11 protein-coding genes are annotated in these 14,424 nt (G+C 73.6%); 5 read left to right on the plus strand and 6 right to left on the minus strand.

The window, feature by feature from the left end; translation table 11 throughout:
- Nucleotides 1-158: 158 nt before the first annotated feature.
- Together ACF07N_RS22700 and ACF07N_RS22705 are read right to left on the minus strand one after the other, a co-directional pair.
- Entirely contained in the window at nucleotides 159-1,844 is a 1,686-nt protein-coding gene (locus ACF07N_RS22700; RefSeq protein WP_392115733.1) for a hypothetical protein, read from the minus strand.
- 110 nt (nucleotides 1,845-1,954) lie between these two features.
- Nucleotides 1,955-2,206 carry a helix-turn-helix domain-containing protein gene (locus ACF07N_RS22705; protein WP_383580407.1) on the minus strand — a complete coding sequence of 84 codons (252 nt, stop codon included), beginning with the start codon at nucleotides 2,204-2,206 and terminating at the stop codon, nucleotides 1,955-1,957.
- A 32-nt stretch (nucleotides 2,207-2,238) separates the two neighbouring features.
- Here ACF07N_RS22705 and map point away from each other — a divergent pair, with 32 nt between their 5' ends.
- Both map and ACF07N_RS22715 read left to right on the plus strand, forming a co-directional pair.
- Nucleotides 2,239-3,006, plus strand: a complete 768-nt coding sequence (gene map / locus ACF07N_RS22710) for a type I methionyl aminopeptidase (protein WP_392115736.1) — start codon at nucleotides 2,239-2,241, stop codon at nucleotides 3,004-3,006.
- 179 nt (nucleotides 3,007-3,185) lie between these two features.
- The gene (locus ACF07N_RS22715; RefSeq protein WP_392115739.1) at nucleotides 3,186-5,708 is read left to right on the plus strand and encodes an ATP-dependent Clp protease ATP-binding subunit; all 2,523 of its coding nucleotides are present in this window, start codon (nucleotides 3,186-3,188) and stop codon (nucleotides 5,706-5,708) included.
- Nucleotides 5,709-5,756: 48 nt separating this feature from the next.
- On the opposite strand, the gene ggt is transcribed toward ACF07N_RS22715, so the two are convergent.
- Nucleotides 5,757-7,556 carry a gamma-glutamyltransferase gene (gene ggt, locus ACF07N_RS22720; RefSeq protein WP_392115742.1) on the minus strand — a complete coding sequence of 600 codons (1,800 nt, stop codon included), beginning with the start codon at nucleotides 7,554-7,556 and terminating at the stop codon, nucleotides 5,757-5,759.
- A 104-nt stretch (nucleotides 7,557-7,660) separates the two neighbouring features.
- Here ggt and ACF07N_RS22725 point away from each other — a divergent pair, with 104 nt between their 5' ends.
- Entirely contained in the window at nucleotides 7,661-8,425 is a 765-nt protein-coding gene (locus ACF07N_RS22725; RefSeq protein ID WP_383338669.1) for a hypothetical protein, read from the plus strand.
- Nucleotides 8,426-8,541: 116 nt separating this feature from the next.
- Nucleotides 8,542-10,110 (plus strand): CocE/NonD family hydrolase, encoded by a 1,569-nt coding sequence (locus tag ACF07N_RS22730; protein WP_392115745.1) that lies wholly within the window; start codon nucleotides 8,542-8,544, stop codon nucleotides 10,108-10,110.
- A gap of 222 nt (nucleotides 10,111-10,332) precedes the next feature.
- On the opposite strand, the gene ACF07N_RS22735 is transcribed toward ACF07N_RS22730, so the two are convergent.
- Nucleotides 10,333-11,076, minus strand: a complete 744-nt coding sequence (locus ACF07N_RS22735; protein WP_383338667.1) for an amino acid ABC transporter ATP-binding protein — start codon at nucleotides 11,074-11,076, stop codon at nucleotides 10,333-10,335.
- A gap of 138 nt (nucleotides 11,077-11,214) precedes the next feature.
- The gene (locus ACF07N_RS22740; RefSeq protein WP_383322034.1) at nucleotides 11,215-11,622 is read right to left on the minus strand and encodes a DUF6278 family protein; all 408 of its coding nucleotides are present in this window, start codon (nucleotides 11,620-11,622) and stop codon (nucleotides 11,215-11,217) included.
- A 221-nt stretch (nucleotides 11,623-11,843) separates the two neighbouring features.
- Between ACF07N_RS22740 and ACF07N_RS22745 the strand changes: the two genes are divergently transcribed.
- The gene (locus ACF07N_RS22745; RefSeq protein WP_392115748.1) at nucleotides 11,844-13,610 is read left to right on the plus strand and encodes an SGNH/GDSL hydrolase family protein; all 1,767 of its coding nucleotides are present in this window, start codon (nucleotides 11,844-11,846) and stop codon (nucleotides 13,608-13,610) included.
- Here the strand turns inward: ACF07N_RS22745 and ACF07N_RS22750 are convergent.
- Complete coding sequence (locus ACF07N_RS22750) at nucleotides 13,607-14,386, minus strand: exodeoxyribonuclease III (protein ID WP_392115751.1); 780 nt, start codon at nucleotides 14,384-14,386, stop codon at nucleotides 13,607-13,609. The two genes, ACF07N_RS22745 and ACF07N_RS22750, sit on opposite strands and share 4 nt — an antisense overlap.
- Nucleotides 14,387-14,424: the final 38 nt, after the last annotated feature.

Below are 14,424 nucleotides of genomic sequence, written 5' to 3' on the forward strand. Positions count from 1 at the left end.
CGACGCGACGTCTGCGCCTCTACGCCCGTAGAAGCGAGCCGTAGAGCCACGAACGTAAGCCTCCCGCCCGGGCTTGCCAAGACCATCGTCGCCAACCCGCGGGGCGACGCGCGATTCGCACTCCTGCGGGTGAGCCGCCGGGGGCACGGCGTGGCCGGTCAGGCGGGGTGCCCGGCGACGCGCAGGGCGTGCAGAAGGTCCCAGCGGCGCTCGTCCGACACGCCCGTGGCGGCCTCCAGCAGGAGCGGTACGAGGCGCCGCGGGTCGGGATCGGCGCTGCGGGCGGCCTCCTCGGGGGTGCGGGCCGTGACGTAGGCGTCGAGCAGCACGCGCACCTCACGGTGGCGGCCCTCGTCCGCCAGCGCGAGGACGGCGCGGCCGATCTCGTCCGGCGGGCGGGCGACGCCCTGCCGCAGCAGCTGCCGCGCGTCGCTCGCGCGTCCCGCCGCGGCCAGGGCGTCGGCGGCGGCGACCAGCTGCCCGGCGGGCAGGGAGGCGGCCTCCCAGAGCAGGGTCTGCCAGTCGGCGTCCAGCCCGGTCCGGTGCAGCAGCTCGGCGAGCAGCGGGAACCGGGCGGGCCCCCAGGAGGCCACCTCGGCCAGCAGGGCGTGCGCCTCCCCGCTGCGCCCCTCGCCCCGCAGCCGCGCCAGCGTCTCCACGACCCGCGCGACCTCGTGGCGGTCGGCGTCCCCGGCCGCGGCCCGCTCCCCCGCCGGGCGCTCGGCGACCGTCTCTTCGGCGGCCCCGGCGAAACGGGCGCCCCGGAGGCCGGCCCCGCTGGCCGGGGTCTCGGGCACGGGCAGCACGGGCACGGCGACGGGCACCACGACGGGCGCGTCGTCCTCGTCGACGGCCCCGGCGAACCGGGCACCGCCACGCCGGCGCCTGCGGGGCTTGGGGGCGGAGGGGGCGGAGGGCTGCGGGGCGCTCCGCGGCTGCGCAGAGGCAGGGGCGGGACCAGGGGCAGGGGCGGTGCCGGGAGCCGGGGCGGTGCCGGGAGCCGGGGCGGGACCAGAGGCAGGGGCGAGACCAGGAGTCGGGGCAGTGCCGGGAGCCGGGGCGGGACCAGAGGCAGGGGCGGGACCAGGAGCCGGGGCGCTACCAGGAGCAGGGGCGGTGCCGGAAGCCAGGGCGGGACCAGGGGCAGGGGCGGGACCAGGGGCAGGGGCGGTGCCGGGAGCCGGGGCGGTGCCGGGAGCCGCCGCCCCCGGTACCCCTCGACCCGGCGCGGACGCAGGTGCCTGCCGGCCGCCGTTCCCCCGGTCCTGCCCGGCCGCACCGACGGGGCCGCGGGGAGCGGACGCCCCGGCCCACTCCCCCGCGGTCACCGGCTGCCGGTAGCGGTCGGCCCGCGCCATCCGGGCCCGCAGTTCCGCACAGCGCGCGGTCGCGCGCGCGAGGTCGTCGCGTGCCCAGGCCAGGTCCACCCGGAGGGCGTCCGCCTGGTCCCGGGTGGTGGCCGAGGTCAGCTGGCGGGCCAGGGCGGCCTGGCGTTCCGCGGCGTACTTCTGCTCGCGGAGCATGGCGTCGAGGCGGTCGCCGAGGGCCTCGCCTCCGCCCGGGCGGCTGTCGTACGCGGCGAGCGCAGCGGTGTGCAGGAAGCGGGCGTGTCCGGTCTCGGGGCCGGCACCCTCCGGCCCGTTCGCCCCGGCGAGATCGGCCAGCAGGGACTCCACCACGTCCCAGGGCGGCACCTCACGCCCGTCGAGGCAGGCCCGCATGCCCTCCGGGTCCCGCTGCCAGAACACCGCGCACCAGCCGCCGGACGGGTCCACACGCGCCAGGAGACCGTCCAGGTAGGTCGCGAACTCCCGCACTGCCGCCGGGAGTTGATCCGCCGTCATCGCTCAACTCCCGCCAGACCGGAGCACTCCGCCCCGTAGGCAACACCAGTCGTGTTACGGCGGTGCTACAGGGAGTTTTCACCCGCGGAGCGGGCGCCTCCGGGGGCCGGTCAGAGCGGCACGAGGACGCACTGCCCGGCCAGGTCGTCCATGGACAGCCCGAGCGCGCCGGCCAGCGCGGCCACCGTGAAGAAGGCCGGGGTCGGGGCCCGTCCGGTCTCGATTTTCCGGAGGGTCTCCGCGGAGATGCCCGCGCTCGCCGCGACCTCGGCCATGCTCCGGTCGCCACGCGCCTCGCGCAGCAGCCTGCCCAGCCGCTCGCCGCGTTCACGCTCTTCGGGGGTGAGAGGGGTGCGCACCATGCCCCCATTCTAATACCGGTATAGTAATTGGCATGGTGGAGCTGAAGACGGACACATCGATCGACGCCATGTACGAGGCGGGACAGGTCGTCGCCCGTGCGCTGACGGCCGCGCGGAAGGCCGCCGGCGTGGGCGTCTCCCTGCTGGAACTGGACGAGGTGGCGCACGACGTGCTGCGCGAGGCGGGCGCGACCTCGCCCTTCCTCGGCTACCGGCCGTCCTTCGCGCCGACCCCGTTCCCGGCCGTCCTGTGCGTCTCGGTGAACGACGCGATCGTGCACGGCATCCCGACCCGCTACCGCCTGCGCGACGGCGACCTCGTGTCGATCGACTTCGGCGCCGAACTGGGCGGCTGGGTCGGCGACTCCGCGCTCAGCTTCGTCGTCGGCCGCCCCCGCCCGGGCGACCTGCGCCTGATCAAGACGGCCGAGCGGGCGCTCGCGGCCGGCATCGAGGCGGCCGTCGTCGGCAACCGCATCGGCGACATCGCCCACGCGATCGGCACGGTCTGCCGCTCCGCCGGCTACGGCATCCCCGACGGCTTCGGCGGTCACGGCATCGGGCGCCGGATGCACGAGGACCCGGGCGTGCCGAACGAGGGACGGCCCGGACGCGGCATGCGGCTGCGGCACGGCATGGTGCTGGCGATCGAGCCCATGGTCATCGCGGGCGGCACGGACGACTACCACGCGACGCCCGACGGCTGGACCCTGAAGACGAACGACGGCTCCCGCGCGGCCCACGCCGAGCACACGGTGGCGATCACGGACGCGGGCCCGAGGATCCTGACCGCGCGCTGACCTCCGCCGCCTTCCCCCTGTCATGTCCCGAAGGTGCCCCTGGCCGGCGATCGTGCGAAGGTGTTCTACGAGCGCGCCCCAGGTGTAACGGGCTGCCACCCGGGTTACCCGACCCCGGCACGTCGACCAGCGAGGGCGTCCCCCGCCCGGGCGCCGGGGACGCCGGGAACGGAAGGCCCATGAGCAGCGGCTTCAGCAGCCCGGAGGGCTACGGCTCGGACCCCTTCGGTGAATTCCTCGCACGTTTCTTCGGCGGACCGCGCCCCGGTCCCCGGCAGATCGACCTGGGCCGGCTGCTCAGCCAGCCGGCCCGGGAGCTCGTCCGCGGCGCCGCCCAGTACGCCGCCGAGCACGGCAGCCGGGACCTCGACACGCAACACCTGCTGCGGGCGGCGCTCTCCACCGAACCCACGCGCACCCTGCTGAGCAAGGCCGGAGCGAACCCGGACTCGCTGGCCTCCCAGATCGACGAACGGTCCGGCCCGGCCCAGCACTCCCCGGACGACGCGCCGCCGCCGACCGCGCTCTCCCTCACCCCGGCCGCCAAACGGGCCCTGCTCGACGCGCATGACATGGCCCGGGCCCGCGGCTACGGCTACATCGGCCCCGAACACGTGCTCAGCGCCCTGGCCTCGAACCCCGACTCGGCCGCCGGGCACATCCTCAACGCGGCCCGCTTCGCGCCCTCCAGCCCGCCCGAGGCGCCCGAGGCACCCCAGGCCGAGCGGCCGCGCGCGACGAACACGCCGACCCTCGACAAGTACGGCCGCGACCTCACCGACCTGGCCCGGCAGGGCCGGATCGACCCGGTGATCGGCCGCGACGAGGAGATCGAGCAGACCGTCGAGGTCCTGTCCCGGCGCGGCAAGAACAACCCCGTGCTGATCGGTGACGCGGGCGTCGGCAAGACCGCCATCGTGGAGGGCCTGGCCCAGCGCATCTCCGAGGGGGACGTGCCCGACGTGCTGATCGGCCGCCGGGTGGTCGCCCTGGATCTGACGGGTGTGGTCGCCGGCACCCGCTACCGGGGTGACTTCGAGGAGCGGATGAACAACATCGTCGGCGAGATCCGCGCCCACTCGGACCAGTTGATCATCTTCATCGACGAACTGCACACGGTCGTAGGGGCCGGGGCCGGGGGCGGCGACGGCAGCTCCATGGACGCGGGCAACATCCTCAAGCCCGCCCTCGCCCGGGGCGAGCTGCACATCGTGGGCGCCACCACCCTGGAGGAGTACCGCCGGATCGAGAAGGACGCGGCGCTGGCCCGCCGCTTCCAGCCGATCATGGTGCCGGAACCGACCCCCGCGGACGCGATCGAGATCCTGCGCGGCCTGCAGGACCGCTACGAGGCCCACCACCAGGTCCGCTACACCGACGAGGCGCTGGTGGCGGCCGTGGAACTGTCCGACCGCTACCTCACCGACCGTCGCCTGCCCGACAAGGCGATCGACCTGATCGACCAGGCCGGTGCCCGGGTGCGGCTGCGGGCCCGGACCAAGGGCACGGACGTACGGGCCCTGGAACGGGAGCTGGAGCAGCTGATCCGGGACAAGGACCAGGCGGTCGCGGACGAGCAGTACGAGCAGGCCACCCAGTTGCGCGACCGGATCCTGGACGTCAAGCAGCGGATCACCGAGGCCGGCGGCGACGGCGAGGTCGACGAGGGCCAGGACCTGGTGGTCGGTGCCGAGGCGATCGCCGAGGTGGTGTCCCGGCAGACGGGGATCCCGGTCAGCAGCCTCACGCAGGAGGAGAAGGACCGCCTGCTGGGCCTGGAGGAGCATCTGCACGAGCGGGTCGTCGGCCAGGACGAGGCCGTCCGGGTCGTCGCCGACGCGGTCCTGCGCTCCCGCGCCGGGCTCGCGGCGCCCGACCGCCCGATCGGCAGCTTCCTCTTCCTGGGCCCGACGGGCGTCGGCAAGACCGAGCTGGCCCGGGCGCTCGCCGAGGCCCTGTTCGGCAGTGAGGACCGCATGGTCCGCCTCGACATGAGCGAGTACCAGGAGCGGCACACCGTCAGCCGCCTGGTCGGTGCCCCGCCCGGCTATGTGGGGCACGAGGAGGCGGGCCAGCTGACCGAGGTCGTCCGCCGCCACCCGTACTCGCTGCTGCTGCTGGACGAGGTGGAGAAGGCCCACCCGGACGTCTTCAACGTCCTGCTCCAGGTGCTCGACGACGGCCGGCTGACCGACTCCCAGGGCCGCACGGTGGACTTCACCAACACGGTCATCGTCATGACCAGCAACCTCGGCTCCGAGGCGATCACCCGCCGCGGCGGCGCGCTGGGCTTCGCCTCGGGCGGCGCCGACGCGGACGAGGAGGCCCGCCGCGAGCAGATCCTGCGCCCGCTGCGCGAGCACTTCCGCCCGGAGTTCCTCAACCGCATCGACGAGATCGTCGTCTTCCGCCAGCTCACCACGCAGCAGCTGCGCCGGATCACCGACCTGCTGCTGGAGCGCACCCGCTCCCTGGTCCGGGGCAAGGGAGTCACGGTCGAATTCACCGACCGCGCGGTGGAGTGGCTGGCCGACCACGGCTACCAGCCGGAGTACGGCGCCCGCCCGCTGCGCCGCACCATCCAGCGCGAGGTGGACAACGAACTGTCACGCCTGCTGCTGGACGGCAGCGTCGCGGAGGGCGGCCGGGTGACCGTGGACGTGCAGGACGGCCGGCTCGCGTTCAGCACCGCGCCCCGTTAGGGGCGCGGGGAACTGCGCGACCGGCCCCCGCCGGCCCGCACTAGACACTCACCGCGCGGGCCGCACCACCATCGCCGACCCTCCGCCCCGCCGCACGGTCTCCGCGGCTGCCAGCCACTTCCCGCCGGGGAGCCGCTGCACCCCGGTGGCCGCCCCGATCTCCGGGTTGGCCTTGAACGCGTGCCCGATCGCCTCCAGTCGCCTCCTCACGTCACCGTCGAGCCCCGGCTCCAGCTCCGTCTGCGCGGCGTTGCGCTGACTGGCCCGGGGCGCGGCGATCGCGTCGACGAGCGGCAGCCCCCGGTCGAGGAAACCGGTGAGCGTCTGCAGCACGGTGGTGATGATCGTCGCGCCGCCCGGCGACCCCAGCGCCACCACGGGCCTGTCGTGCCGGTCGAGCACGATCGTCGGTGACATGGACGAGCGCGGGCGCTTGCCCGGGCCCGGCAGGTTCGGGTCGTGCACGGCGGGGTTGGCCGGGGCGAAGGAGAAGTCGGTCAGCTCGTTGTTGAGGATGAACCCCCGGCCCGGCACGGTGATCCCGCTGCCGCCCGTCTGCTCGATGGTGAGGGTGTACGAGACGACGTTGCCCCACTTGTCGGCCACGGTCAGATGCGTGGTGCTGTCGCCCTCGTAGGTGGTGGGTGCGGCCGTGCCTCCGGTGCCGCACGCCTGCGGGTCGCGCGGGTCGCCGGGCGCCACCGGGCTGGTGAGCACCGCGTCGTCCTTGATGAGGCACGCGCGCGAGTCGGCGAACCGCTGCGACAGCAGCTCCTTCGTCGGTACGTCCTCGAAGGCGGGGTCGCCCACCCAGCGGCCCCGGTCCGCGAACGCGATCCGGCTCGCCTCGATGAACCGGTGCAGGTAGGTGGCCCGGTCGGCCTTCGAGAGGTCGGTGCGCTCCAGGATGTTGAGCGCCTCGCCGACCGTCGTGCCGCCGGAGGAGGACGGCGCCATGGAGTAGACGCCGAGACCGCGGTACGAGGTGCGGCTGGGCGCCTGGAGCTTGGTGCGGTAGGCGGCCAGGTCCCTGGCGGACAGGTCGCCGGGCCGGGCGTTCCAGCCGGAGGAGGGGTCGACCGGCGGCTCGTTGACCGTCTCGACGATCTCGCGCCCGAGCCGGCCGTGGTACAGCTCGCCGACCCCCTTGCGCGCCAGCTCCGCGTACGTGCGGGCCAGATCGGGATTCCTGAAGGTGGAGCCGACCTCCGGCAGCCGGCCGCCGGGCAGGAACAGCTCGGCGGTGTCCGGGAAGTGGCGGAAGCGGGCCTCGTTGGAGGCGGTCTGCGCGCGGAAGGTCTCGTCGACCGTGAAGCCGTCGCGGGCGAGGCGCTCGGCGGGCTTCAGCACGCTCGCCAGCCGCTTGCTGCCCCACCGGTCCAGGGCGGTCTGCCAGGTGGCGGGCGTGCCGGGCGTGCCGACGCTCAGACCGCTGCTCACGGCCTCGGCGAAGGGGACGGGCTTGCCGTTCTCCATGAACAGGTTCGCGTCGGCACTCAGCGGGGCGGTCTCACGGCCGTCGATGGTGCGGACCGCGCGGGAGGCGGCGTCGTAGTAGACGAAGTAGCCGCCCCCGCCGATACCGGCGGAGTACGGCTCGGTGACGCCGAGGGCCGCTGCCGTGGCGACGGCCGCGTCGACGGCGTTGCCGCCCTTCCTGAGGACCTCGATCCCGGCGGCGGAGGCGTCCGGGTCGACGCTGGAGACCGCGCCGCCGTAGCCGACGGCGACGGGGGTCTTCTCCTCGCCGGGGCTCTGCGCGGCGGGTGGCGCCGCCGCCCCCACCGAAGCCACCACGGCGGCCGAGACCGCCAGGACCGTCAGATTCCGCGCGACAGGGCGACGCATCCGCACCTCCAGGCAAAGGCAGTCCGGGCAGCTTAATTCATCGCCATGGCCTCGTCAGGAGCACGCCGAACGCGTGTCCGCCCGGCCCGCTACCATGCGCGCCCATGAATGACGACGTGCGCAACATCGTCCTGGGCGTGATAGCGGCGGGCCTGAGCGCCGCGATCGGCTGGGTGGCCCGCACCTACCTGTGGAAACGCAGACTGCGCCGGAAGCAGGCGTTCTTCGGGCTGCCCGACAACTCCGAGTCCCTGCTGGTGGTGAACCGGGGCGCGGCGGGGCCCGAGTTCTCGGTGATGCGCTACGACGTGTTCGCGCTGCTCGAACTGGCCGCCCTGATCAAGGACTGCAACGCGCACGCCCAGATCCTCCCGCACGACACGGCCCGTCAGGGCTTCGGCGAGCGCACGGAGTTCTGCGTGGGCGGGCCGGCGTCAAATCGGCGCATGGCGGCCCACCTCTCCTCGCTGCTGCCGGGGGTACGGGTCAACGTGGACGCCGAACCGGGCCCGGACCGGGGCTCGTTCCTCGTCGGCACGGAGCGCTACCGCGTGGAGCACGGCCGGGAGGAGTACGCGCTGCTGGCCCGGCTCACCGCGGACCGCACCCATGACATCCGCCCGGTGTTCCTCTTCTGCGGCCAGACGTCGATCACCAACCAGGCCGCGACCCGCTATCTCGCCCGCAACCACGAGCGGCTGACCCGTAGTTACGGCAACAGCTCGTTCGTGCTGCTGCTGAAGGTGATCAACTCGCAGGCGTACGGGCCGGACGTCGTCGAGCTCGTGGCGGACGTGACGCGCGCGGCGCGGGCCGCCCTGCCCGCCGCCACGGGAGCGGCTCCACGTCATACACACCGTGCCTCCTGAACTCCTCCACGGATCAACAATCGTTACTGGCACGTAACTTACCGACGGGTTACCCCTGGTAAGGGGGCGAGGTTACCGTTCGGTCACTTTGCACTGACACGAGTGAGGAGTGACCCGTGGGACCCCATCGCAAGGCCCTGCGCACCACCGCCGTAGGCGCCGTCTCGGCGACCCTGGTCGCCGGAACCGCCCTCGGAATCGCCCCCACCGCCCAGGCGGCACCGCACCCCGTCCGCTTCGTCGACATCGGCGGCGACGGCGGCACCGTCCTCAAGGCCAACGTCGTCACCCCGGCCGGCGCCGACGGCACCCGCCGCTACCCGCTCCTCGTCCTGCCCACCAGCTGGGGCCTGCCCCAGATCGAGTACCTCGCCCAGGCCCAGAAGCTCGCCGACTCCGGATACGTCGTCGTCACCTACAACGTGCGCGGCTTCTGGCAGTCGGGCGGCGAGATCGAGGTGGCGGGTCCGCCCGACGTCGCCGACGCCTCCAAGGTCATCGACTGGGCGCTCGCGCACACCCCCTCCGACGCGGGGCGCGTCGGCATGGCGGGCGTCTCCTACGGCGCCGGCATCAGCCTGCTCACCGCCGCGCACGACCCCCGCGTCAAGGCGGTCGCCTCGCTGAGCGGCTGGGCGGACCTGATCGGCTCGATCTACTCCGGGCGCACCCAGCACGTCCAGGCGGCCGCCCTGCTGGACGGCGCGAGCGTCGTCACGGGCCGCCAGGGCGCCGAACTCCGCCAGGTCTTCGACGACTTCTACAGCTCCAACCTGGCGAAGGAGCCGGAGCTCATCGCCTGGGGCAAGAAACGTTCCGCTGCGACCCACGTCGACCGGATCAACCAGAACGGCACGGCGGTCATGCTCGCCAACGCCTGGGGCGACTCGATCTTCCCGCCCAACCAGTACACCGACTTCTACGAGAAGCTGACCGGCCCCAAGCGGCTGGAGATGCGGCCCGGTGACCACGCCACCGCCGAACTGACCGGCCTGTTCGGGCTGCCCAACGACGTGTGGAAGGACACCGAGCGCTGGTTCGACCACCACCTCAGAGGCGTGGACAACGGCATCGACCGCGAGCAGCCGGTCCAGCTCGCGTCCCGTGCGGGGGGCGGCTACGAGGGCTACCCGGACTGGAAGTCGGTGGGTGCGGACGCCCGGAAGATCGCCCTCGCGGACTCCCGGACCATCCACGCGAACGTGAACTCGGGCGCCGACGGCGGGGTCGTCCTCCTGTCCGGCATCCTCGACCAGGTGACCCGGCTGCCCCCGACGGCCTCGATCCCGCTGCTCCCGCGGCGCTGGGCCGCCGTGTGGCAGTCGGAGAGGTACACCACCGCCCAGCAGGTGCGCGGAACGGCGAAGTTGCACACCACCCTCACCCCGACCGAGGGGAGCGGCACCCTCGTCGCCCACCTGTACGACGTGGGGCCGCTCGGCCTCGGCAAGCTGGTCTCCCACGCACCGTACACCTTCCACGGGCGCACCCCCGGAAAGCCGTTCGGCGTCGACCTGGAGCTGTACTCCACGGCCTACGACGTCCCGGCCGGGCATCGCCTCGCCCTGGTCGTCGACACGGTCGACCCGCTGTACATCGAGCACAACCCGTCCGGCGCGCAGCTGACCTTCTCCTCGCCGGCGAACGACCCGTCGTACGTGTCGGTTCCGCTGCGCGAGCAGTGATCTCCGGCTGCCGCCGGACGGGCCTGGCCGATGTGGACCACCGCCCCCGTGGTCCGGTGACCGCGGGGGCCGGCCACGGCGGTGACGACCCGTGGGCCGGGCGGGCGGTCTGCTCACCCCGGACGGATCGGCGGCCTTCGGCGGAAGTCCCCCTCTCCGACAGGGATGAAGGGCACATCGTAGTCGAGGTCCGGCGCGACGAGCCGTCCGGTGCCCGCCGGTTCAGTGCTTGAGGATCTTGGAGAGGAAGTCCTTGGCGCGGTCGCTGCTGGGGTTGGTGAAGAACTCGTCGGGCGTGCGGTCCTCGACGATCCGGCCGTCGGCCATGAAGACGACACGGTTGGCGGCCGAGCGGGCGAAGCCCATCTCGTGCGTGACGACGATCATGGTCATGCCCTCGCGCGCGAGCTGCCGCATGACCTCCAGCACCTCGTTGATCATCTCCGGGTCGAGGGCCGAGGTGGGCTCGTCGAAGAGCATCGCCTTGGGCTCCATGGCCAGGGCGCGGGCGATGGCCACGCGCTGCTGCTGGCCGCCGGAGAGCTGCGCGGGGTACTTGTCCGCCTGGTCGGCGACGCCGACCCGCTCCAGCAGTTCCCGGGAGCGCCGGTCGGCGTCCTCCTTCCCGCGCCCGCGGACCTTGACCTGCCCCAGGGAGACGTTCTGCAGCACGGTCTTGTGGGCGAAGAGGTTGAACGACTGGAAGACCATGCCGACATCGGCGCGCAGCCGCGCGAGGGGCTTGCCCTCCTCCGGCAGCGGCTGCCCGTCGAGAACGATCTGCCCGGACTCGATGGTCTCCAGCCGGTTGATCGCCCGGCACAGGGTCGACTTCCCGGATCCGGACGGGCCGATGACCACGACCACCTCCCCCCGGCCGACACTGAGGTTGATGTCCCTCAGGACATGCAGGCTCCCGAAGTGCTTGTTGACGTCACGCAGCTCGATCAGCGGATCGACGGCCATGCTCAGCCCTACTCACTCTCAGCTGTGTGGTGGTTGCCGCAACGTATCCAGGCGCGATCGGCTGCGTCGGGCGACACGCACCTTTCGATCATTAGCCGTATTTACGTCGGCCGGGGGCCGGAGCCTCCGTCCCCGGGGTCAGGACTCCGCGACCTCGGCGTACAGCTGGGACAGCTCGGGCACACCGTTCGCGGCCCACTCGTGGCCGGAGTCCACGACGTCGAACTCCCGGCCGGAGGTGAGCCGTACGACGGGCTGGCCGTCGGAGCGGATCTCCCAGACGGCGCCGGGCACCGTGCGGACGATGACGGTGCCCAGATAGAGCCCGGCGTCGTTGCCGAGCCAGGTCAGGGTCTCCTCGTCGTCCCGCCAGCGCGGGACGAGCTGGTCGAGTGCCTCCAGGGAGGCCGCCGAGTCGTCCAGCCGGACCCCCTCCCGGGACGCCTGGGAGCGGAGCAGTTCGCACTCGGCGAGGAGTTCCGCGATGCCCGCCGGATCGGGGAACCCCGCCTTCTGGCGCCGGTGGCCCAGGAAAGGGATGTTCATACGTCCAGCGTGTCATTCGTACCGCCGTTTGCACCACAGGGCGCGCGGGCCGGCGGCGGCGGTCGAGTTCACGCCGAGTTCGCGCGGGGCTCGTTGACGCGTCCCGGCCGTCTCCCTAACTTCACCTTGCGTCGTGCGTACCGGCCGTCGCCAAGTCTTCTGTTCCGTCCCTGCGTGTGCGTGGTGTCGCGTCGTGTCCAGCTGAGCGGGAGGAGTCGGCCGTGCGCCGATGTGTCCGGGGGGTCCTGGCCGTGCTGACCCTGTGCGGGTCGCTGGTGCCGGCGGTGTCGGCCGAGGCCGCCGAGGGAAGGCGGGCCGGGCCGGTGCCGCTGGAGCGGCTGTTCGACAACAGCGCCGTGAGCGACGACTCCCGGCCCGAGGAGGCCGACTTCGACGGCGCCGGGGCCTCCTTGTCGGCCGGCGACCTCACGGCCGCGGGCTGGACGCCCGGTCGCTCCCTCACCGTCCAGGGCGCCCGGCTGACCTGGCCGAAGCGGCGGCCGGGAGAGCCGGACAACGTCCGCGCCGCCGGGCAGGACGTCCGCGTCACGGGGCGCGGCGACGCCCTCGCCTTCCTGGTGGCGGGCACCTCCGGCACGGAGACCGGCGGCCCGGGCACGGTGTTCTACGCGGACGGCACGCGTTCCTCGTTCCGGCTGACCGCGCCCGACTGGCGCACCGGACCGCTCGCGACGAAGGCCGTGGCCCTGCCGCACGTCAACACACCCGCCGGGCAACGCGCCGAGCGGGCCCGGCTGTACGGGGTGACGGTGCCGCTGGTGCCGGGGCGCGCGGTCGCCTCGGTGCGGCTGCCGGACGCGGCCGGACTGCACGTCTTCGCCGTCTCGGTGCGGCCGGCGGCGAGCGGCTGGACGGGCAGCTGGACGACGTCCACGGGCGGCTACGCGTCCGTCGGGCCGTGGACGGACCGCACGCTGCGGCTGGTGGTGCACGCCTCGGCCGGCGGGCCGCGGGTGCGGGTGCGGTTCGACAACACCTTCGCGTCCGCGTCCGTGCGGATCGGCGGCGCGACGGTCGCGGTGCGGGCCTCGGGCGCGGCCGCGCGGGGCGCCCCGGTGCCGCTGTCCTTCGGCGGGGCGGCCGGCGTGGAGATCCCGGCCGGGACGCAGACGTACAGCGACCCCCTCGGCTTCACCGTGCCCGCGGGCGGCGACCTGCTGGTGAGCTTCCACCTGCCCGGCACGGTGACGGCGGCGCCCGTGCACCGGCTCGCGCAGCAGCGCTCGTACGTCAGTGAGCCCGGGGACCACACGGCGGACGGCTCGGCCGGCCCCTACACCTCGGTGATCACCGGCTGGCCGCTGCTGGCCGGGGTCGACGTGGGCGGCGGGCCCGGGTCGGTGGTGCTGCTCGGGGACTCGATCACCGACGGCGACAAGTCGACGGTGGACGCGAACCGGCGCTGGCCGGACGTGCTGGCCGGGCGGCTGCGTGCCCAGCACACGGTGCCGCGCTACGGCGTGCTGAACCAGGGTGTCTCGGGCAACCGGTTGGTCACCGACCGGTACCCGGGCGACGGGGTGTCCACGGACACGGCCGGGGTGAGCGCCCTGCACCGGTTCGACCGGGACGTGCTCGCCCAGACGTCGGCACGGACGGCGGTCGTGTTCGAGGGCGTCAACGACCTGCGGTGGGACACCTCGGCCGAGGAGGTGATCGCGGGGCTGCGCGAGCTCGCCGGGCGCGGGCACGCCCGGGGTCTGCGGATGCTCGCCGCGACGATCCTGCCGTGCGCGGGCGAGGCGCGGTGCACCGCCGCCGTGGACGCCGAGCGCCGCGCCGTGAACGCGTGGATCCGGGACGGCGGCGTCTTCGACGGGGTGCTCGACTTCGACGCGGTGGTCCGGGACCCGCGGCAGCCGTCCCGGATGCTGCCCGCCTACGACAGCGGGGACCATCTGCATCCGGGCGACGCGGGTCTCGCGGCCCTGGCGGACTCGGTGGACCTGCGGCTGCTGAGGCCCTAGACGTCGAGGTCCACCACGACCGGGGCGTGGTCCGAGGCGCCCTTGCCCTTGCGCTCCTCGCGGTCCACGTAGGCGTCCTTGACGGCCTGCGCGAACGGCTGGTTGCCGTACACCAGGTCGATGCGCATGCCGCGGTTCTTCGGGAAGCAGAGCTGGCGGTAGTCCCAGTACGTGAAGGGGTGGTCGTACTTCAGGGGCCGCGGGACCACGTCCGACAGGCCGGTCTCGCGCAGGGCCGCCAGGGCGGCGCGCTCGGCGGCCGTGACGTGCGTGGAACCCTCGAAGAAGGCGCGGTCGAAGACGTCGTCGTCCGTGGGTGCCACGTTGTAGTCGCCCATGACCGCGAAGGGGCGGCTGCCGGCCGCGTCACCGGCGACGGCGGCCCTGAGCGCCTCGAACCACTGCAGTTTGTAGGCGTAGTGGGGGTGGTCCACCTCGCGGCCGTTGGGCACGTAGACCGACCAGACGCGCAGCGGGCCGCAGGTCGCCGAGATCGCGCGGGGCTCCACGGAGCCGTCGAAGCCGGGGTCGCCGGGCAGGCCCTTGACGACGTCCTCGATGCCGACGCGGGAGAGCACCGCCACGCCGTTCCACCGGCCGGTGGCGTGGACCGCCGACTCGTAGCCCAGCTCGCGCAGCTGCTCGGCGGGGAACTGGTCCTCGGCGACCTTGGCCTCCTGGAGGCACAGCACGTCCGTGCTGCTGCTCTCCAGCCAGGCCAGGAGCCTCGGCAGGCGGGCGGTGATCGAGTTCACGTTCCAGGTCGCGATGCGCATGCCTCACAACCTACCCGGAGGGTGTGACAACGCGGCCC

The sequence above is a fragment of the Streptomyces sp. NPDC015242 genome (assembly GCF_043079125.1).
GTDB lineage: Bacteria > Actinomycetota > Actinomycetes > Streptomycetales > Streptomycetaceae > Streptomyces.